This window comes from Streptosporangium sp. NPDC049078, assembly GCF_040648855.1.
Taxonomy (GTDB): domain Bacteria; phylum Actinomycetota; class Actinomycetes; order Streptosporangiales; family Streptosporangiaceae; genus Streptosporangium.
Genome location: NZ_JBEZEL010000035.1, coordinates 25,660 through 48,102, shown reverse-complemented (window position 1 = coordinate 48,102; position 22,443 = coordinate 25,660). Strand labels below are relative to the sequence as shown.

General features: G+C 71.7%; 4 protein-coding genes. 1 reads left to right on the top strand and 3 read right to left on the bottom strand.

Annotation, left to right across the window (positions count from 1 at the left end; all coding sequences use genetic code 11):
• Positions 1-17,162: type I polyketide synthase (locus tag AB0B90_RS38355; RefSeq protein WP_362926804.1), on the bottom strand; the 17,162-nt coding region annotated here is incomplete at its 3' end.
• Positions 17,163-17,571: 409 nt separating this feature from the next.
• Here AB0B90_RS38355 and AB0B90_RS38350 point away from each other — a divergent pair.
• A complete protein-coding gene (locus AB0B90_RS38350; protein ID WP_350949972.1) occupies positions 17,572-18,597 on the top strand; it encodes a DegT/DnrJ/EryC1/StrS family aminotransferase in 1,026 nt (341 codons plus the stop codon).
• Positions 18,598-18,758: 161 nt separating this feature from the next.
• Here the strand turns inward: AB0B90_RS38350 and AB0B90_RS38345 are convergent, their stop codons facing one another.
• Both AB0B90_RS38345 and asnB read right to left on the bottom strand, forming a co-directional pair.
• A complete protein-coding gene (locus tag AB0B90_RS38345) occupies positions 18,759-20,297 on the bottom strand; it encodes a glycosyltransferase family 39 protein (protein ID WP_362926802.1) in 1,539 nt (512 codons plus the stop codon).
• A gap of 51 nt (positions 20,298-20,348) precedes the next feature.
• Positions 20,349-22,193, bottom strand: coding sequence for an asparagine synthase (glutamine-hydrolyzing) (gene asnB, locus AB0B90_RS38340; RefSeq protein ID WP_362926800.1), 1,845 nt, complete (start codon positions 22,191-22,193; stop codon positions 20,349-20,351).
• Between the last annotated feature and the right edge of the window lie 250 nt (positions 22,194-22,443).

Below are 22,443 nucleotides of genomic sequence, written 5' to 3'. Positions count from 1 at the left end.
AACACCGGCCCATACCCCAGCCCACCCTCGGCCAGCCGCTCGTACAACCCACCCAACTCGACCACCGACGCACCCCTCGGCGGCCACACCTCGACGTCGAACCGCTCCCCGGCCTGGCCGTCGGACGCCAGCACACCGATCGCGTGCCGTACCCAGGGTTCCTCGTCCCCGGCCTCCGCAGGGCGGGCGTGAATGCTCACCTCACACCGGCCTGACTCATCCGGTGTCCTCACCCATACCTGCACCGCCACCGCGTCTCGTTCGCCGAGCACCAGCGGAGCGGTCAGGGTGAGTTCTTCGACCAGGTCACAGCCGACCTCATCACCCGCCCGCACCACCAGCTCCAGGAACCCCGTGCCTGGGAAGATCACCGTCCCGTCCACCATGTGATCGGCCAGCCACGGATGCGACGTCAGCGAGACACGGCCGGTCAGCAACACCCCGTCCGAACCGGCCACTCCCACAGCGGCTCCCAGCAGCGGATGGCTCGCGGCCGCGAGTCCCGCCGCCGTCACGTCTCCCACCTGCGAGCCGACGCCATCGGGCCAGAACCGTTCGCGCTGGAAGGCGTACGTCGGCAGATCCACTCGGGCGGCCCGAGGAAGTGCCGCCGACCAGTTCACCGGCACCTTGCGCACGTGCAGGGCGGCGAGCGCCATCATGATCGATTTTTGCTCGTCCTGGCCCCTGCGCAGGGCCGGTACCAGCAGCACGTCCGGATCCGCCGCCGATCCCGCTGACGCAGCCCCGCGCGTCATCCCATCGATGTTCGCGTCGGCGAGCGCTGCGAGGGTGTCGTCGGCCATCGCGGTGAGCACACCGTCGGGGCCCAGCTCCAGATACGCCCGCACACCCTGGCCATGCAGCGTACGGACGGCGTCGGAGAAGCGGACCGCGCCACGCACCTGCTCCACCCAGTACTCCGGCGAACACAGCCGCTCGGCCGTCGCCTGCTCCCCGGTGAGCGTGGACACGATCGGGATCTCCGGCGCACCGTAGGTCAGCCTCCCGGCCACCGCCCGGAACTCCTCCAGCATCGGATCCATCAACGGCGAATGGAACGCGTGCGACACCCGCAACCGCCTCGTCCGCACCCCCCGCTCCTCCAAGGCGGCGGCCACCTCAAGCACCGCCTCCTCCACCCCGGAGACCACCACCGAGGACGGACCGTTCACCGCCGCGACCGACACCTCACCCTCACGCCCGGCCAGCAGCTCGACGACCTCCTCCTCGGAAGCCGCCACCGCCACCATCGCCCCACCGGCAGGCAGCGCCTGCATCAACCGCGCCCGACCCGCCACCAACGCACACGCATCCGCCAGCGACAACACCCCCGCCACATGAGCCGCCACGATCTCCCCGACCGAGTGCCCGGCCAGCACATCCGGCCGCACCCCCCACGAGGACACCAGCCGGAACAGCGCCGTCTCCACCGCGAACAACGCCGGCTGCGCCCACCCCGTCCGATCCAGCGCCTCCGCCGCCGCAGATCCCGGCTCGGCGAACACCACCTCACGCAACGACCCCTCAAGCAGCGGCTCGAACTCGGCGAACACCTCATCCAACGCCTCGGCGAACACCGGGAACCGGTCATACAACTCCCGACCCATCCCGGCCCGCTGGCTGCCCTGACCGGTGAACAGGAACGCGACCTTGCCGCCGCTCCGCACCGAACCGGTCACCACCCCCGGATCCGCCGCCCCCCGAGCCAGCGCCGCCAGGCCCCCCACCAACTCCGCACGCCCGGCACCGACCACCACCGCCCGATGCTCGAACGCCGACCGAACCGTCGCCAGCGACACCCCCACCCCAGCCAACCTCGACCCGGACAAGCCCTCCACGTGCGACAACAACCGCTCCGCCTGAGCCCGCAACGCCACCTCACTACGCCCCGACACCACCCACGCGACAGTCCCGCCGTCGACCTCCTCACCACCGGCGTCCACCGGTTCCTCCACCGGCACCGGAGACTGTTCCAAGATCACGTGCGCGTTGGTACCGCTGATTCCGAACGACGACACCGCGGCCCGACGCGACCGCTCCACCCGAGGCCACGCCCGTGCCTCGGTCACCAACTCGACCGCGCCCTCGCTCCAGTCCACATGCGAGGACGGCTCGTCCGCGTGCAACGTGCGCGGCACCATGCCCTCGCGCATCGCCATGACCATCTTGATGATTCCCGCCACACCGGCCGCCGTCTGGGTGTGACCGATGTTCGACTTGATCGACCCCAGCAGCAACGGCTCTCCGGTGTCACGGCCCTGTCCGTAGGTGGACATCAGCGCCCGCGCCTCGATGGGATCGCCCAACCGCGTCCCGGTGCCGTGCGCCTCCACCACGTCCACCTCGGACGCCGACAACCCCGCACTCGCCAGCGCCTGACGAATCACCCGCTGCTGAGACGGACCGTTCGGCGCCGTCAACCCGTTCGACGCACCATCCTGATTCACCGCAGATCCGCGCACCACCGCGAGCACCTGGTGACCGTTGCGCCGAGCATCCGACAACCGCTCCAACACCAGGATGCCCACGCCCTCGGCCCAGCCCACCCCATCGGCCGACTCCGCGAACGACCGACACCGCCCATCCACCGACAAACCCCGCTGCCGAGCGAACCCGATGAACGTGTTCGGCGTCGACATCACCGTCGCCCCACCGGCCAACGCCAGCGAACAATCCCCCGACCGCAACGCCTGCGCCGCCAGGTGCACCGCCACCAGCGACGACGAACACGCGGTGTCCACGGTCACCGCCGGACCCTCCAGGCCCAGCGTGTACGACACCCGACCCGACGCCACACTCGGCGCCGTCCCGGTGCCCTCGTAACCCTCGACGGCATCACGCTGGCCGAGACCTTCGACCACCTCACCGACGGCCGCCTGGTGCACCCGGCCGGCCGCGTTACCCAACGCCAGACCGTAATCGTTGTACATCAAACCGGTGAACACCCCGGTCCGGCTCCCCCGCAACGCCCCCGGCTCGATGCCCGCCCGCTCCACCGCCTCCCACGACACTTCCAACAGCAACCGCTGCTGCGGATCAACCGCCAACGCCTCACGCGGCGACATCCCGAAAAACCCAGGGTCGAACTCATCCGCGTCATGCAAAAACCCACCATGACGCGTGTACGACGTCCCCACCCGACCAGGATCCGGATCATAGATCCCCTCCAGATCCCACCCCCGATTCGTCGGGAACCCGGTGATCGCGTCGGTCTCCTCCACCACCAGACGCCACAAATCCTCCGGAGAAGACACCCCACCCGGATAACGACACGCCATCCCCACGATCACCACCGGATCGTCGGCCACCGACCGCACCACCGGCGAGAGCACACCCACCTCGGCCCGCTCGGCGTCCACCGAGCCGAACAGCTCCCCGTGCAGGAACTCCGCCACGCCGTACGAGGTCGGGTAGTCGAAGACGAGTGTCGCGGGCAGCGAGAGCCCCGTCGCCGTGGCCAGCTGATTGCGCAGTTCCACCGCGGCGAGCGAATCCAGCCCCATCGCGCTGAACGCCTGACCGGGCTCCACCGCATCCCCCGACGCGTGCCCCAGCACCACCGCCACGTGCCGTCGTACCAGCTCCTCCAGCACCCGCCGGCGCTCGGCCGTGTCCAACCCGTCCAGGCGCCGCCGCAAGCCGTCCTCTCCGCCGCCCCCCGCGGCCACCCGGATCGGCCGCCTCGCCGGTACCAGCCCGCGCAGCAACGCCGGCACCTCGCCGCCACGGCCCCGCATCACCTCCGTGTCCACCCGCAGCGGTACCGTCAACGCCGCGTCCGTCCGCACGCTCACGTCGAACAGCCGCACTCCCTCGGCCGCGGACAGCACGGGCAGCCCGAGCCTGGCCAGCCGGTCCCGGTCGGCGTCGGACAGCTCGGAGCTCATGCCGGTGGCCACATCCCACAGCCCGTACGCCAGCGACGTCGCCGCCAGCCCTCGCGACCGTCGATGGGCCGCCAGCGCGTTCAGGAACACGTTCGCCGCCGCGTAGTTGCCCTGCCCCGCCGCCAGGACCAGCCCGCCGGCCGAGGACACCAGCGCGAACATCTCCAGCGGCAGATCCCTGGTCAGCTCGTGCAGATGCCAGGCGGCGTCCGCCTTCGGCCGGAGCACCGTCTCCAGCCGGTCTCGTGACAGCGCCTCCAGCACGCCGTTGTCCGCCGCTCCCGCCGCGTGCACCACACCCACCAGCGGAGCCGAGTCGGGAACCGACTCCACGACCCGTGCCAGCGACTCCCGATCCCCGACGTCACACGCCATCACGCGGACCTCGGCGCCCAGCGCCGTCAGCTCCCGCACCAGCGTCTCGACGCCCTCCGCCGACGGTCCCCGCCGGCTCACCAGCAGCAGGGAACGCGCGCCGTGATCGGTCACCAGACGACGGGCCAGCAACGCCCCCAGTCCGCTCGTACCTCCCGTCACCAGCACCGTCCCCGCAGCCAACCCGGCGGAGCCGTCGGCCGGCTCGACGGAGTCCGGGCCCGAGCCGTCGGCGGGCCGTTCGGGCCTGGCCATCCTGACCAGCCGGGGCACCAGGAACGTCTCCGACCGCACCGCGAGTTCCGGCTCGCCGGAGGCCACCGCCGCCCGCACCGCCGCGTCCCGTTCCTGGTCCTCCTGAAGGTCCAGCAGCACGAAGCGCCCGGGGTGCTCGGCCTGGGCCGCCCGCACCAGTCCCCATACCGGCGCGACCTTCACATCCACGTCCGCGCTCTCACCCACCGCCACCGCTCCCCTGGTCACCACCACCAGAGGTGCCGATCCCCGGCTCTCCCGCTCCAGCCACGCCTGCAGCGCCTCGAGCACGTCTCCGGTCACCGAGCGCACCACGTCCGGCGTCTCGCCGGTCGGCGGCGCCGCGCAGTCCACCACCGCGATCGAGTCATCGGCGCCGACAGCCGGGCCGGACACGTCGGAGGCATGGTCGGCGGCGAGCGCGGACCACTCCGTCACCCGCGCCGAACCGGCCGTGGGCATCTCGATCGGGTTCCACTCCACCAGGAACAGGGACCGCTCCCCTGCCGCGCCCAGCTGCTCCGCCGACACCGGACGCCCCACCATCGAGCCCGCCGACAGCACCGGCCGGCCGTTCTCGTCGGCCACGTCCAGGACCAGCGTGTGCTCGCCCGAATGCCGCACCCGCACCCGCAGCGTCGAGGCGCCCGCCGCGTGCAGCACCACCTGCCGCCACACGAACGGCAACACCGCCCGCCCACCGCTCGCCACGCCCGAGGGATCGATGAGTGACACGTGCATCGCCGCGTCCAGCAGGGCCGGATGCACTCCGAACCGCCCCGCCTCCGTGGCCATCCGCTCACCCAGCACGACCTCGGCGAACAGCTCCTCCCCTCGCCGCCACGCCGCGCGCAACGCCTGGAACGCCGGACCGTAGCCGTAGCCGACCTCGGCCAGCCGTTCGTAGGCCCCCGTCACGTCCACCTCGGCCGCACCCGCCGGCGGCCACTGCACCAGATCGAACCCCGGCTCCTCCGCTCGCTCGGCGAGCACTCCCTGGGCGTGCAGCGTCCAGTCGCCGCCCTCTCGACCGTCGGCCCGGGAATACACCCGGACCGCGCGCCTGCCGGCCTCACCGGGGCCGTCGACCACCACCTGGACCCGCACTCCACCGGTCTCCGGAAGCACCAGCGGCGCCTGCAGCGCCAGTTCCTCCAGCACCGCGCAGCCGACCTCGTCGCCCGCGCGGACCACCAGTTCCACGAATCCCGTTCCCGGCAGCAGCACCCGGCCCAGAACCTCGTGGTCGCGAATCCACGGGTGGGTCGACGCCGACAGCCGCCCGGTCAGGACCACCCCGTCCGACTCCGGTGACACCATCACCGCACCCAGCAGCGGGTGGAGCGCCGTCTCAAGCCCCAGACCCCGCGCGTCCCCGCCTCGTCTGCCGCTCGGCCAGAACCGCTCCTTCTGGAAGGCGTAGGTGGGCAACTGCACCCGGCGGGCGTCGGGGAGCACGGCCGGCCAGCTCACCGGTATGCCGCGTACGTACAACCCGGCCAGCGCCGTCACGATCGTCTTCTGCTCGTCCTGGCCTCCGCGCAGTACCGGCGCCAGCAGCGCGTCCGGACCTGAAGCGGTTCCGGCCGCCACGTCGGCGAGCGCTGCGAGGGTGTCGGACGCCATCGCGGTGAGCACGCCGTCGGGGCCGAGTTCCAGGTAGGCGCGCACGCCCTGGTCGTGCAGGGTACGGACGGCGTCGGAGAAGCGGACCGCGCCGCGGACCTGCTCCACCCAGTACTCCGGCGAACACAGTCGCTCGGCGGTGGCCTGCTCCCCGGTCAGGGTCGACACGATCGGGATTCGCGGCGGGTCGTAGGTGAGCGTCCTGGCCAGGGTGCGGAAGTCCTCCAGCATCGGGTCCATCAACGGCGAGTGGAACGCGTGCGACACCCGCAACCGCTTCGTCCGCACTCCCCGCTCCTCCAGAGCGGCGGCCACCCCAAGCACCGCCTCTTCGGTACCGGAGATCACCACAGACGCGGGGCCGTTCACAGCGGCGACCGACACCTCACCCTCGCGCCCGGCCAGCAGTTCGGCGACCTGCTCCTCGGAGGCCCGCACCGACACCATCGCCCCACCGGAGGGAAGCGCCTGCATCAACCGCGCCCGACCCGCCACCAACACACACGCATCGGCCAGCGACAACACCCCCGCCACATGAGCCGCCACGATCTCCCCGACCGAGTGCCCGGCCAGCACACCCGGCCGCACCCCCCAGGACTCCACCAGCCGGAACAACGCCGTCTCCACCGCGAACAACGCCGGCTGCGCCCACCCCGTCCGATCCAGCAACTCAGCCTCAGCCGACCCCGGCTCGGCGAACAACACCTCACGCAACGACCGGCCACCCAACCCTCCGGCCGATCCCCGCTCCACCCCCTCAAGCAACGGATCCAGCTCCGCGACCACCGCGTCCAACGCCGCCGCGAACACCGGGAACCGCTCATACAACTCCCGGCCCATCCCGGCCCGCTGCGACCCCTGACCGGTGAACAGGAACGCCGGCTTCAGCTCACTCGCTGCCACCCCGCGCACCACACCCGCACCCGGCAGGTCCCCGGCCAGCGCACCCAACCCGGCCAGCACCCCCTCACGATCACCGACCACCACCGCCCGATACTCGAACGCCGACCGCGTCGTCGCCAGCGAGAACGCCACATCGGCGAACCCGAGATCAGGCTCACCCTCCAGGAACGACGCCAACCGCCCGGCCTGCGCCCGCAACGCCCCCGCCGACCGGCCCGACACCACCACCGGAACCACACCCGGCTCGACCTCACCGTGCGGAGCCTCCGGCTCCCGCCGCGCCTCGTCGGCACCGACCTCGGGGAACTGCTCGATGATCACATGCGCGTTGGTGCCACTGATCCCGAACGACGACACCGCGGCCCGGCGCGGACGGCCCGTCCGCGGCCATTCCACCGGCTCGGTCAGCAGCTCCACCGCGCCCGAGGCCCAGTCCACGTGCGAGGACGGCTCGTCCACGTGCAGCGTCCGAGGCAGCACCCCGTGCCGCATCGCGAGCACCATCTTCATCACACCCGCCACACCGGCCGCCGCCTGCGTGTGACCGATGTTCGACTTGATCGAACCCAGCAGTGCCGGCCGGTCCTGCGGCCGGTCCTGGCCGTAGGTCTCCAGCAGGGCCTGGGCCTCGATCGGGTCACCCAGCGTCGTACCGGTCCCGTGCCCCTCCACCGCGTCGACATCCGACGCCGAGAGCCCCGCTCCGGCCAGGGCCTGACGGATCACCCGCTGCTGCGAGGGACCGTTCGGCGCGGTCAGTCCGTTGGACGCGCCGTCCTGGTTGATCGCGGAACCGCGCACCACCGCGAGCACCTCGTGGCCGTTGCGGCGCGCGTCCGACAAGCGCTCCAGCACCAGCACCCCGACGCCCTCCGACCAGCCGACCCCGTCGGCCGAGTCGGCGAACGACCGGCACCGCCCGTCAGAGCTCAGACCGCCCTGGCGGGAGAAGTCGACGAAGGTGTCCGGGGTCGCCATCACCGTCACCCCACCGGCCAGCGCCAGCGAGCACTCACCCGAACGCAGCGCCTGCGCCGCCAGGTGCAGCGCCACCAGCGACGACGAGCACGCGGTGTCCACCGTGACCGCCGGACCCTCCAGGCCCAGCGTGTACGACACCCGCCCGGAGGTCACGCTTCCCGTGGTCCCGTTGACCACGATCCCGCGCAGTTCCTCCGGTGCGCCGTCTCCCGTCGACGGATAGTCGTGGTACATCATCCCGGCGAAGACACCGGCCCGACTGCCCTTCAGGGTGAGCGGGTCGATGCCCGCCCGTTCGACGGCCTCCCAGGAGGTTTCGAGCAGCAGTCGTTGCTGGGCGTCGATCGCCAGCGCCTCGCGCGGCGAGATCCCGAAGAACGGGGCGTCGAACTCGGCCGCGTCGTACAGGAATCCGCCCGCGCGGGCGAAGGACGCGTCGGGAACCTCCCAGCCTCGGTCGGCGGGGAAGTCGGAGATGACGTCCCTGCCCTCTGCGACCAGTTCCCAGAGCTGTTCCGGAGAGGTGACGCCGCCCGGATAGCGGCAGGCCATGCCGACGATGACGATCGGATCCCCGGCGAGAGGGGCCGTGACCTGCGCGGGGGGCGTGTGGGTCGCCTCGACGCCGTCGAGGCGCTCGCGGATGAAGCCGGTCACCGCCGTCGGGGTGGGCTGGTCGAACACCAGGGTGGCGGGCAGCCGGATACCGGTCGCCTCGGTCAACCGGTTGCGCAGTTCCACCGAGGTGAGGGAGTCCAGGCCGAGGTCCTGGAAGGTGAGGTGCGGCGAGATCGCGTCCGCCGAGGCGTGCCCCAGCACGGCGGCCACCTGCCCGAGCACCAGCGTGGAGACGGCCTCGCCGAGTTCCTCTCCCGACAGGGCGCCGAGGGCGTCGGAGCCGGTGGAGACCCCCATCCGACGGGCGGCCCGCCGGATGGGAGCGGGTACCAGGGCGCGGAAGACCTCCGGCACGTGGCTCCGCGCCCGTAGTGCGGCCCGGTCCAGCCGCGCCGCCACCGGTGTCGGCTCGGGGCTCGCCAGCGCGGCGTCGAGGAAGGCGAGCCCCTGCTCTCCGGATAGGGGGCGCAGCCCGACCCGTGCCATGCGTCGCATGTCCGTCTCGGTGAGGCCGGCGGTCATGCCGGTGTCCTGCCGCCACGGCCCCCACCCGATCGACAGACCCGCCAGTCCTCGGGCGGTGCGCTGCCGCACGAGGGCGTCGAGGAAGGCGTTCGCCGCGGTGTAGCTCGCCTGGCCTCCGTTGCCGAGCGTCCCGAACACCGAGGAGAACAGCACGAAGGCGGTCAGGTCGAGATCGCGGGTGAGTTCGTGCAGGTGCCAGGCGCCGTCCGCCTTCGGCCGCAGCACGGTGTCGATCCGCTCGGGTGTCAGCGACTCGACCAGCCCGTCGTCGAGCACGCCCGCGGCGTGGACCACCCCGGTGAGCGGGTGCTCCGGGGAGATCTCGGCGATCAGTTCGGCGAGGGCCTCGCGGTCGGACACGTCACAGGCGACGGCCGTGACCTCGGCGCCCAGGGCGGTCAGCTCCGAGGTCAGTTCCGCGGCGCCCTCGGTGTCCATGCCGCGACGGCCGGCCAGGGTCAGGTGCCGTACGCCGTGCTCGGTCACCAGGTGGCGGGCGACGAGCGCGCCCAGCCCGCTCAGGCCACCGGTGACGAGGACGGTGCCCCCGGTACGGAAGGTGCTCGGTGCGGACCCGGCACGAAGAGTGCTCGATGCGGACCCGGCACGGAAGGTGTCCGGGGTGGACGAGGCGGCGTCGCCGGCCTCGACGAGCCTCGGCACCCGGAGCAGACCGTCGCGCACCGCGATCTGCGGCTCGGCGGAGTCGAGCGCCGCGACCAGCGTCTCACCGGTCACCCGCTCGACGTCGAGGTCGAGCAGGAGGAACCGCCCCGGGTTCTCCGCCTGCGCCGAGCGCACCAGACCCCAGGCCGCCGCGGCGACGGGATCCGGTTCGGCGTCGGCGTCGGCGGCGACCGCCCCACGCGTCACGAAGATCACGGGAGTGTCGGGGTGCTCGTCGCGTCCGCTCTCCCGCAGCCGGGCCAGGACCGCCGAGGTCACCGACCGTACGGCGGCCGGCACGTCGTCCCCGGCCGGTGTGGAGACCTCGACCAGCGTCACGTCCGCGGCCGGGTCGGGCTCGTGTACGAGATCCGCCGTCTGCCCGGCCGCGCGCAGGGCGGCGACGAGACCGCGTTCGTCGGAGCCGAGCACCGACCAGCGCCTCGCCGGACGGTCCTCGCTCCCGGACTCCGGTGCGAGCGGCCAGTCCAGCCGCAGCAGAGGCCCGCCGGTGCGCGTCGCGGGCCGTACGTCGTTCGGCCGGAGCGCGAGGGAGCGTACCGAGGCGACCAGGCCGCCCTCGGCGTCGGCCACGGCCAGCGTGATGGCGTCCGTACCGGTCCCGCTCATCCGGACGCGGAGCGTCGAGGCGCCGGACGCGTGCAGGGACACCCCGGCCCAGGCGAACGGGAGCAGCCCACCGTTCGCCTCGTCGATCCCGGTGAGGGACGCCACGTGCAGCGCGGCGTCGAGCAGGGCCGGGTGCAGCCCGTAGGAACCCGCGTCGGCGGCGGGGCCGTCCGGCAGGACGACCTCGGCGAACACGTCCCGGCCGGTACGCCAGACGGCGCGCACCCCCTGGAACGCGGGGCCGTAGGAGAAGCCCGCCTCCGCCCGCCGCTGGTAGAAACCGTCGAGGTCCATCGGGACGGCGTCGGCGGGGGGCCATTCACCCATACCGGGGTCGGGGACACCCGGCACGCCGGGAGTGAGCACGCCGGTGGCGTGCCGGGTCCAGGGCGCCTCCGGCTCGTCCGCCGCCTGGGAGTACACGCCGATGGTCCGGGCTCCGTCGCCGTCGGCGGCGCCGATCGCGACCTGCAGCCGCACGCCGCCCCGTTCGGGCAGCGCGAGTGGCGCGGTGAGGGTGAGTTCCTCCACCAGGCCGCATCCGACCTCGGCGGCCGCCCGCGTGGCCAGTTCGACGAAGGCCGTGCCGGGGAACAGCACCCGCCCCGCCACCACGTGGTCGGACAGCCACGGGTGCGCGGCCGTCGAGACCAGGCCGGTGAACAGGAACCCGCCGGTGTCGGGCAGTTCCACCGCCGCGCCGAGCAGCGGGTGTCGCGGCCGGTCCAGTCCCGCCGAGGTGACGTCGCCCACGGTCGCCGAGGGGTCCGGCCAGTACCGTTCCCGCTGGAACGCGTACGTCGGCAGGTCCACCCGGCGAGCCTCGGTACCGGAGAACAGCTCCGGCCAGCGCACCGGCGTCCCGCGCACGTACAGCCGGGCGGCCGCCGTCAGGGCGGCGGCCTCCTCGCCGCGGTCCCTGCGCAGGATGGGGAACGCCTGCGGTTCCGGCGTCCCCGCGGGGTTCCGGCCGGTCTCCGGGGACGGGTTCCGGCCGGTGGCCGGGGCGAGGTCACGGCCGGCCTCCGGGGCGAGGTTCTGGTGGACGAGCGCCGACAGCCCGCCGTCGGGGCCGAGCTCCAGGAAGACCGTGGCCCCCGCCGCCGCGGCGGCGCGGATCGCGTCGGCGAAGCGCACCGGACGCGTGACGTGGTCCACCCAGTACTGCGGCGAGCACAGGTACGCGGCGTCGACGGGAGCGCCGGTCACGGTGGAGACGATGGCCGTCTTCGGCCGGTGGAAGGTCAGCCCCTCGGCGACCTCCCTGAACTCCGCCAGCATGGGCTCCATCAGCGGCGAGTGGAAGGCGTGGCTCACCCGCAGGCGCCTGGCCCCGTCGAAGCGCGCGGCGACGCGCAGGACGGCCTCCTCGGCTCCGGCGATCACGACGGAGGAGGGGCCGTTCACCGCGCCGATGACGGCACCGTCCTCCAGCGCCGCCTCGACCTGCGCCTCGCCGGCCTGGACGGACACCATCGCCCCGCCCTCGGGCAGGCGCTGCATCAGCCGGCCCCTGGCGGCGACCAGCGTGCAGGCGTCGTCCAGCGACAGCACGCCCGCCACGTGGGCCGCGGCGATCTCGCCGATCGAATGCCCGACCAGAAGGTCGGGGGTCACGCCCCAGGACTCGACCAGGCGGAAGAGCGCCACCTCGATCGCGAAGAGCGCCGGTTGGGCGTACTCGGTGCGGTTCAGCGGCCCGGCGTCCGCGCCGAACATCACCTCGACAGGCGGTCTCTCCAGCCTGCCGGCGAGTCGTGCGAACACCTCGTTGAGCGCGCGGGCGAAGACCGGGAAGCGGGCGGCGAGTTCGCGGCCCATCCCGATCCGCTGCGCGCCCTGTCCCGCGAACAGCATCGCGAGCGAGCCGGGCGCGCCCGCGACACCGCGGGCCATCTCGGTCACACCGTCGGCTCCGGCCAGCAGCACCGCCCGGTGGGCGAACTCCGAACGGCCCGTCACCAGCGAGTACCCGATGTCGGCCGGATCGGCTCCGCTCTCGGCGGCGAAGGACGCCAGCCGGTCGATCTGGGCGCCGAGCGCGGCCTCGGTCTTGCCGGAGACCACCCAGGGCACCGGCGCGGGTGCCTCCGTCGTCGCACTCTGTGTCGTGCTCTGTGTCGTACTCGGGGTCGTGCTCTGTGTAGCGGCGGGCTCGGAGGGATCGGCCTGCCCGGACGGCCACTCGACGGAGGAGTCCGGCACCTGCTCGACGATCACGTGCGCGTTGGTGCCGCTGATACCGAACGACGACACCCCGGCCCGGCGGGGCCGCCCGGCCTCCGGCCATCCGGCGCGTTCGGTCACCAGCCCGACCTCGCCTGCCGACCAGTCCACCCGCGAGGTGGGGGCGTCGACGTGCAGCGTCCGCGGCACGATCCCCCGCCGCATGGCCATCACCATCTTGATCACGCCCGCGACCCCCGCGGCCGCCTGGGTGTGACCGATGTTCGACTTGATCGACCCGAGCAGCAGCGGCCGTTCCCTGTTCTGCCCGTACGTCGCCAGCAGTGCCTGCAGCTCGATCGGGTCGCCCAGCCTGGTGCCCGTGCCGTGCGCCTCCACCACGTCCACGTCCGAGGGGGCGAGCCCGGCGCCGGTGAGGGCCTGGCGGATCACCCGCTGCTGGGAGACGCCGCTGGGGGCGGTCAGGCCGTTGGAGGCGCCGTCGGAGTTGACCGCGGATCCGCGGAGTACGGCGAGCACCCGGTGGCCGTTGCGGCGGGCGTCCGACAGGCGTTCCAGCACCAGCACGCCGGCGCCCTCGGCCCAGCCCGTGCCGTCGGCCGCGTCGGCGAACGCCTTGCACCGCCCGTCCGGGGAGAGTCCGCCCTGCTTGGCGAACTCCAGGAAGATGCCGGGCGTCGACATCACGGTGACCCCGCCCGCCAGCGCGAGCGAGCACTCCCCCGACCGCAGCCCCTGCGCGGCCAGGTGCAGGCCGACCAGCGACGACGAGCACGCGGTGTCCACCGTGATCGCGGGGCCCTCCAGCCCGAGGGTGTAGGCGACCCGGCCGGACAGGACGCTGGGCGAGGTGCCCGTCAGCGTGTAGCCTTCGGCGTCTCCGGACGCCTCGTGCATCCGGGCGCCGTAGTCCTGCGCCATCGCGCCGAGATACACGCCGGTGCGGGTGCCGTCCAGCGACGCGGGCGAGATCCCGGCCCGCTCCACCGCCTCCCAGGTCACCTCCAGCGCGAGCCGCTGCTGCGGGTCCATCGCGAGCGCCTCGCGCGGCGAGATGCCGAAGAAGCCGGCGTCGAAGTCTCCCGCGTTGTGGAGGAAGCCTCCGGGATGGTCCGCGGCGAGGGTTCCCATCCGCCAGCCGCGGTCGGCGGGCAGCGCGGACACCGCGTCCTCGCCGGTGTCGACGAGCCGCCACAGGCTTTCCGGGGAGTCGATACCGCCCGGGTAGCGGCAGGCCATCCCGATGATCGCGATGGGCTCGCCGGCCGCGGGAGTTGAAGCCACCGGTTCCGGAGGCGGAGGTTCGGAACCGGTGGCGGCTGTGGACCCCAGGAACGCGGCGAGTCTCGCCGGCGTGGGGTGGTCGAAGAGGGCGGTGGCGGTCAGCGCCGGCCCGCCGTCCGTGTCGAGCCGGGTCGTGAGCTCGACGAGCATCGCGGAGTCGAAGCCGAGCTCCTTGAACGGCAGGCCGAGGTCGATCCCGTCGGGGTCGTAGGTGCCTAGGACCGCCGCGCAGGCGTCGCGGACCAGGCCCAGCGGGTCGCCGGAGCCGGGCCGCCGAACGGTGTCCGACTCGTTCGGCCCGTCGGACCTGTTTGACCCGCCCGGTTCGTCCGGCCTCGCGGCGTCCGTCGCCGCCGCTCCCGTCCGCGGTGCCGTCCGCTCCCGTTCCCTGCCGGACTCCTCCAGCCAGTGGCGGTCCCGCTGGAAGGCGTACGTCGGCAGCTCGACCCGGGAGGCGGCGGGCAGGAACCTCTCCCACTCGACCTCCACCCCGTTCGCGTAGAGCTCGGCGATCGAGGTCAGCACGCGGGAGATCCCCGCGTTGTGCCTCTGGAGGGTGCAGACGGCCACCGCCGGACGGCCGGCGGCCCGTGCGCTCTCGTGGATGCTGCCGACCAGCACGGGGTTCGGGCTCACCTCGACGAAGAGACCGAACCCGTCGGCGAGCAGCCGCTCGACCGCGCCCTGGAAGTCGACCGGCCTGCGCAGGTTGCGGTACCAGTAGTCGCCGTCGAGTTCGGCGGTGTCCAGGGGGGCGCCGGTCACCGTCGAGTAGAAGGCGATCTCCGAGCCGCGCGGCCGGATCGGCGCCAGCAGCGGTGCCAGGCGCTCCTCGATCTGCTCGACGACGGAGGAGTGCGAGGCGTAGTCGATGTTGACCCGGCCCATCCGCACCGTGTCGGCCCACTCGGCCGTCATCTCGGCCAGCGCCTCGTTGTCCCCGGACACCACCACGGAGGACGGGCTGTTCACGGCGCCGATGGACAGGCGGCCCGCCCAGCGGGTCAGCCGCTCCCGCACGATCTCCAGGGGAAGTCCCACCGAGACCATGCCGCTTCTGCCGGAGAGGACCTCGGTGATCAGCTTCGATCTGGCGGTCACGAGGTAGGCGCCGTCCTCCAGTGACAGCGCGCCCGCGACGCACGCGGCGGCGACCTCCCCCTGCGAGTGGCCCACCACCGCGGCCGGTTCCACACCGTACGACCGCCACAGTGCCGCGAGGGAGACCATGATCGCCCACAGCACGGGCTGGATCACGTCGGCGCGCTCCCTGGGCGGGCCGCCGGGCTCTCCTCGTACGACGCTCGTGAGCGACCAGTCGACGAACGGCGCCAGTGCCGCCTCGCACTCCGCCATGGCGGCGGCGAACGCCGGGGAGGAGTCGAGCAGCTCCGCCCCCATCCCGGCCCACTGCGATCCCTGACCGGGGAAGACGAAGACGTGCTGGCCGGGGCGTTGCCACACGCCGGCCAGGGGCGCGGTGTGCTGACCGAGCCCGAGGACGAGGCGCATCTGATCGAGGCGCTCCACCCGGTCGGACAGCACACCACCGGAAGCGGACTCGACCTCGGTCCTGCCGCGCACCACTCCCGGCGCGGAGCGCCCCTCCGACAGTGCGTCCAGCGCGTGGAGCAGTTGCTCGCGTCCGTCGCCGACGACGACCGCTCGATGGCGCAGACCGGCCCGCGTCGTCGCCAGCGAGAAGGCCACGTCGCCGGTCGAGAGGTCCTCCCGTTCCCTGACGTGGCGGGCGAGCCGCGCCGCCTGCGCCCGCAGCGCGCCCTCGGTGTGGCCGGACAGCGGCCAGGTCACCGGGGCCGGCGCCTCTTCGACGCCCTCGGGTGCGGCGATCCCGGCGGCGGTCACCGGGGCCGGCGAGGTGCGTTCGGGGGCGGAGGTGAGCACGACGTGGCAGTTGGTGCCGCCGATACCGAACGAGGAGACGCCCGCGATGATCCGCCCGTCACCGTCACCGTCGGCATCACCGTCGGCATCACCGTCGTTCACCGGCCACGGCGTCGCGGAGCCCACCACCCGCAGGTTCCACTCGTCGAAGCGGATCGCGGGGTTCGGCCGCTCGAAGTTCAGGCTCGGCGGCAGCAGCCGGTGCTCGATGGCCAGTACGGTCTTGAGCAGCCCGACGATGCCGGCGGCGCCCTCCAGGTGGCCGACGTTGGTCTTGGCCGATCCCACCCACAGCGGCGCGTCCGCGCGGCCACTGCCGTGTACCGCGCCGAGCGCCGCGGCCTCGACGGGGTCGCCCACCCTGGTGCCGGTGCCGTGCAGCTCGACGTAGCCGACGCTCGCCGGGTCCACGCCGGCACGCCGGTACGCGGAGCGCAGCACCCGCTCCTGCGCCCGGGGGCTCGGGGTGGTGAGCGTCTCGCCGGAACCGTCGTTGTTCACCGCGCTGCCCGAGATGACGCAGTACACGTGGTCGCCGTCCGCGACGGCGCGCGCCAGCGGCTTGAGGAGGACGACGGCGCCGCCCTCGCCGCGGACGTAACCGTTCGCCCGCTCGTCGAAGGTGAAACACCTGCCGTCGGGGGACAGCGCGCCGAGTTCCGCGGCCGCCAGGGCGCTCTCCGCGGCGAGGTTGAGCTGGACACCGCCCGCGAGGGCCATGTCCGACTCACCGCTGCGGATGCTCTCGCAGGCGAGGTGCACCGCGACCAGCGACGACGACTGGCCGGTGTCCACGGCCATGCTCGGGCCCGTCAGGGCGAGGAAGTGCGACACCCGGTTGGCGAGGATGCTGCGGTTGACGCCCGTGAGCGAGTGGTGGCCGATTCCCGCCGCGCCGCTCTGGCGGCTCAGCAACGCGTAGTCGTCGGCCATCACGCCGATGAACACGCCGACGTCGGTACCGCGCAGGAGCGCGGGCGCGACACGCGCGTTCTCCAGCGCCTCCCAGCCGAGTTCCAGCATCAGCCGCTGCTGGGGGTCCATCGCACGGGCCTCGCGGGGCGAGATCCCGAAGAAGCCGGCGTCGAACCGGTCGACCGCGTCCAGGAAGGCGCCGTGCTCGCCGGGCCCCGGCTCGGTGTTCGCGCTCCAGCGACCGGGTGGCACCGTGGACACGGCGCTCACTCCGTCGCGCAGCAGCCGCCAGAACTCCGCCGGACCTGGCGCGGAGGGCAACCGGCAGGACACTCCGACGATCGCGATGCGATCGTCGTCCGTGCCGGAGTCATGGTCAGGCATGAACTCGGGTCGATTCACGCACCGCTCCCCATACACGTCGTCATGCCGATACGCGGAGACTCGATTCGCCGCCCGGCGAGGGTGGGCGCTCGGATCACCGCGTTCGGCTCGTGGCCTCACGGCCAGCACGAACTATGCCGAGCACGGGCTGCGCGTTTCACTAGTTGTGCGGCCACCGCAGGTCAGGCGGCGCGAGAAGCCGGTGCGGGACGGACCGGCGCGGATCCTAGTGTTTTCACGAGTGCCGTCCGGGTTCTTCTTTGGTTGGCCCGGCACGTGCCCGGAGAGTCCCGCGTCGCGGCGGGGAAGGCGGGATTTTCTGAGCGCCTCCTATCGTCCCGTGCCAACGAGCCCGGCCGGCTGATGAGTGAGGAACCCCATGGCGTTCAGATATCAGGTTTCGAAACCGTACCTCGCAGGACGGGAGATGGAGTACCTCACCGAGGCCGTCGGCTCCGGCTGGATATCCTCGCAGGGCCCCTTCGTCAGGCGCTTCGAGGAGGAGTTCGCCCAGTACAACGGCGTCTCGTACGGCGTCGCGTGCTCCTCGGGAACGACCGCCCTCACCCTCGCGCTACGGGCGCTCGGGATCGGCCCCGGCGACGAGGTCCTGGTGCCCGAGTTCACCATGGTGGCCACCGCGTGGGCGGTCACCTACACCGGCGCGGTGCCGGTGTTCGTGGACTGTGGCGACGACCTCAACATCGACGTCTCGCTGATCGAGTCCCGGATCACCCCCCGTACCAAGGTCATCATGCCGGTGCACGTCTACGGCCGGCGGTGCGACATGGACGCGATCATGAAGCTGGCGCACGAGTACAACCTGAGGGTGGTGGAGGATTCGGCGGAGGCGCACGGCGTGCGTCCCGTGGGTGACATCGCGTGCTTCTCGCTGTTCGCCAACAAGATCATCAGCGCCGGCGAGGGAGGTGTCTGCGTCACCAACAGCGAGCATCTCGCCCAGCAGATGGCCCACCTGCGCAGCATGGCCTTCAGCAAGGAACACGACTTCATCCACAAGAAGCTGGCCTACAACTTCCGCATGACGAACATGCAGGCCGCGGTCGCCCTCGCCCAGCTGGAGCAGATCGACGAGATCCTCGCCATCCGCAAGCGGATCGAGAACCACTACGACAGCGGGCTCGACGGCATCGAAGGGCTCACCCTCATGCCGCCCCGCGACGTCCTGTGGATGTACGACATCCGGGCGGAGCGCCGGGAGGAGTTGCGGGAGTTCCTCACCGACGCGGGGATCGAGACCCGGCCGTTCTTCCAGCCCATGAGCCGTCAGCCGATGTACTTCAACCCCGACTGGCCGGCGCTGAACGCCGCCCGCTTCGCGGCCGACGGGCTCTACCTGCCCACCGACCCCGGGCTGTCCGAGTCCGACCAGGACTTCGTGATCGAGAAGGTGCGGGAGTTCCATCTGGAGGGTCGGCACACGCGTATGTGACCCGTCGGCCGGTACGTCTCCGGGCCGTTGTCCGCCGGTCGCTCCGGACGGTCGTCCGTCCGTGCGTCACCGCCCGTCCGTCCCTGCGTACACGTCGCTCGTCCGTCCGTACACGTCACCGCTCGCCCGTCCGGCTCGTGCGTCACCGCCGGCGCGTCGCCTCAGATGGCCGTTCGCCGGAACTCCGGCCACAGCTGCGGCCACGGGGCCCGCGGATCGTCGCACCGCCAGACGGGCGTGCCGACCTCCAGGCCGAGTCCGGTGTCCACGGTGGCCACCTGCCGCACGTCGCCGAAGTACGTGCGCAGCCGCTCGCCCTCGTCGCCGACGTACAGCACCGTGCGGGTCCCCTCGGGGGGCATGCCGAAGTACCAGTACCCACGGCTGCCGCTGTACGTCTTCGGCAGCCCACGCTCACCGCCGTAGAACTCGAGGGCGGCGGCCTGCCAGTAGACCCTGGTGATCACCACGGCGTCCCGCCGCTCGTCCGGCGGCAGTGTCCGGTACGCCCAGCTGACCGTGTCGGCGAACTCCGGCCAGCCGAACTGACCGATCGTGATGAGCTCGACCCCGAGGTTCTCACCGGCCCTGGGCTGCCGCACCCACTCCGCCGGCAGCACCGGTAGCCAGTAGAGGGACGGCAGCACCGACAGCGCGACGACCGGCCAGGTGGGCACCCAACGCCACCAGCGCGCCGCCCGGCGCCGCTGCAGTTCGACCGCGGCCGCGGACCACAGCACGGGGAAGAGCCCGATCACGTAGTACCACCGGCCACCGGCCAGCCAGAAGACCAGGATCACCGTGACGGCGGTCACGCCGTAGAACCGGTAGGGCCTGAGCAGCGGGGAACGCAGCAGCCGCCACAGGCCGTACCAGGCGAGCACGGCCCCGGCCAGCAGGCCGGGCTGGGCGAGCACGAGCGGGAGGAACAGCGCGCGGCCACCGTTCAGGCCCACCTCCTCCGACACCGTCCGGACCATCTCGAACTGCGGCCATCCGTTGCCGGCCTGCCACGCCAGTCCGGGAAGCGTGGTGAGCAGGGTGATCGCGGCACCGGCCCACAGCAGCGGCCTGCGCGGCAGGTCTCGTGGCCCCACCGCGAGCGCGGCCACCGCCAGCGCGAGCCACAGCACCGGAATGAGGAACTTGACCTGCAGGGCGACGGCCGTGGCGAGACCCGCCCACAGCAGCGGGCGGTCGTCGGACCGCCCCTCCTCACGCAGCCGGACCCAGCGGATCACCAACCATGAGACCACCGCCCACAGGAAGCCGTCGAAGGCGTTCGTCGCGAGGAGGTGGCCGTTGACGACCATGCCGATCCCCGACACCGCCGCGGTCATCACCTGCGCCCGGCGCCGGCCGCCCAGCTCCCTCGCGATCTGGGCTGCGACGACGACCCCCAGCGCCGTGACGAGCGTCGCCGGAAGCCGCAGCGCGACCAGGGATCCGGGAAACAACGTGTCCATCGCATGCGCGATCAACGGGAGCATTGGCGGCTGGTCGGCGTACCCCCAGCTCAGGCGCTCGCCGGCCGCCACGAAGTACAGTTCGTCGGCGAAGTAGCCGTATCGGCCACTCGTCACCAGCAGCAGCACCGCGACCGCTCCGGCGATGACCGACACCGGCCCCCGGGCGAGAGGTGCGATCGTGTCCTCCGACGCACCGGCCACCGCCCGCGCCTTCGTCACCGGCTCGCCCATCCCTCACCCGTCCTGTTGTTCCTCGAACCGCGACGTCCCACCGGGAAACGGTCAGGAAATGGCGAACTCGGGCGAGTAGATGTCAAGCCAGCAGTGCATGTCGATTATCTTGTCGAGCAGCAGCTTGTCTCCGTGCGATATCTTCGCCGAGTCCATTTCGACAATGGACTTCAGCCATTCTCGGTTGAACAGCGTGAACAGCGGGCTGTGCGCGTCGGCCAGCACCTCTTTGGCCTGAATCTGCAGGGTGCTCGAATAGCGGACGTCATGCATCATCGTCGGGTAACCACTCTTCACCCGATTGGCCACCGACGGCGGAAGCAGATCCTTCACGGCGTGCCTCAGCAGGCTCTTCTCCCTGCCGTCGAACGACTTGAGCTTCCAGGGGGTGTTGTAGAGGTACTCGACGAGACGGTGGTCACAGTACGGAACCCGCACCTCAAGGCCGACCGCCATGGACAGCCGGTCCTTACGGTCGAGCAGCATCCGCAGGAACCGGGTCAGGTGCATGTGGAACATGACGCGCATCTGGCGCTCGACCCGCGACGCGCTGTCGAGGTGATCGACGGCCGCCACCGCCGTCGCGTACTGATCCCCGAGATAGCCTTCCAGTCCCATCGCCTGCAGTGCCTCCCCCGTGAAAGGCATGACGGCGGAGGCGCTGGGCTGCGAGTTGAGCACCGTCGCCATCCAGGGAAAGATGGGAAGCGCGCGCATGTCGTCGTGGAACCACCGGTAGCCGCCGAAGTTCTCGTCCGCCGCCTCGCCGGACAGGGCCACCGTCGATTCATTGCGTATTTCTCGAAACAGCCTGTACATCGAGATGTCCGATTCACCGAACGCGTTCGGCGTGTCCCGTGCAGTGATCACGGAGCGGCGAATGGTCGGATCGGCCAGATCATCCGCGCTCAGCACCACCTGCCGGTGCACCGGCTTGATCAGGTCGACCATGTCCTTGACGAACGGCGCGTCCGGGGTGCTCCGGAACACGTCCGCCTTGAAGCGGTCGACGTGATCGACGAAGTCGACCGAGAACGTACGTACCCGTTCACCGCTCGCGGCCAGCCTGGGCGACGCGAGAGCGGTGATCGCGCTGGAATCCAGCCCACCGGAGAGCAGGACGCACTGGGGCACGTCGGAGATCAACTGTCGGCCGACGGTGTCGCCGAGCAGCTGCCGCACTCGTTCGACCGTCTTCTTCTGGTCGTCGGTGTGCGGCGCCGTCTGGAGTCTCCAGTACGTCCTGTCGCGGATTCCGCTCGCCTGGACGGTGACGATCGTGCCCGGCTCGACCTCGTGCATCCCCTTCCAGATCGCCTGGCCCTGCCCGATTCCGGTCACCGCGGTGCGGATCCCGTCGAGGTCGATGGCCTTGCGGGCGAGGGGGTTGGCCAGAATCGCCTTCGGTTCCGATCCGAACAGCACACCGTCGCGAGTCGGGTAGTAGTAGAGCGGCTTCACCCCCAGCCGGTCACGGATCATGACGAGCTTCTGGTCACGGGAATCCCAGACGGCGAACGCGAACATCCCGTTGAGGTGGTCGGCGACGCCTTCCCCCCATTCGAGATAACCGTGCAACACGACCTCGGTGTCGCTCGCGGTGAGGAACCGGTGCCCTTTGGCCTGCAGTTCCTTGCGCAGCTCGATGAAGTTGTAGGCCTCGCCGCTGTACACCAGGACCACCGGACCGTTCGGCGTGGCGAACTCCATCGGCTGCACGCCGCCGTCCAGGTCGATGACCGCCAATCTTCGATGACCGAGCGCGACGTGTCGTTGAAGCCATGTTCCGGAGGCGTCGGGCCCGCGCAGCGCCATGGTGGCGGTCATCGCGTCGATCGTGGCCTGCCGTTCGGTCAGATCCGCGTCATAGGACACCCAGCCGGTGATCCCGCACATAAAGGGTTCTCTCCTTGTCCGTCAAAGAAATCGACCGCGGCTCTCATGAGCGGCCTGCCCGGTCGTATCCCGGCAGACCACCGATGAGGGTCGAGAGGTCTGCCGCGGACCTGGCCTTCCACCGGGGGCGGCCCGTACCCGGCACTTGCCTGTCGGCTGGAGGCTTGGACGACATCGGGGAGATGTCATCGTCAACCCCGCCCCGGTAACGCAGACACCGGCCCCGGCACCCTACTGAGACCTGATGCTA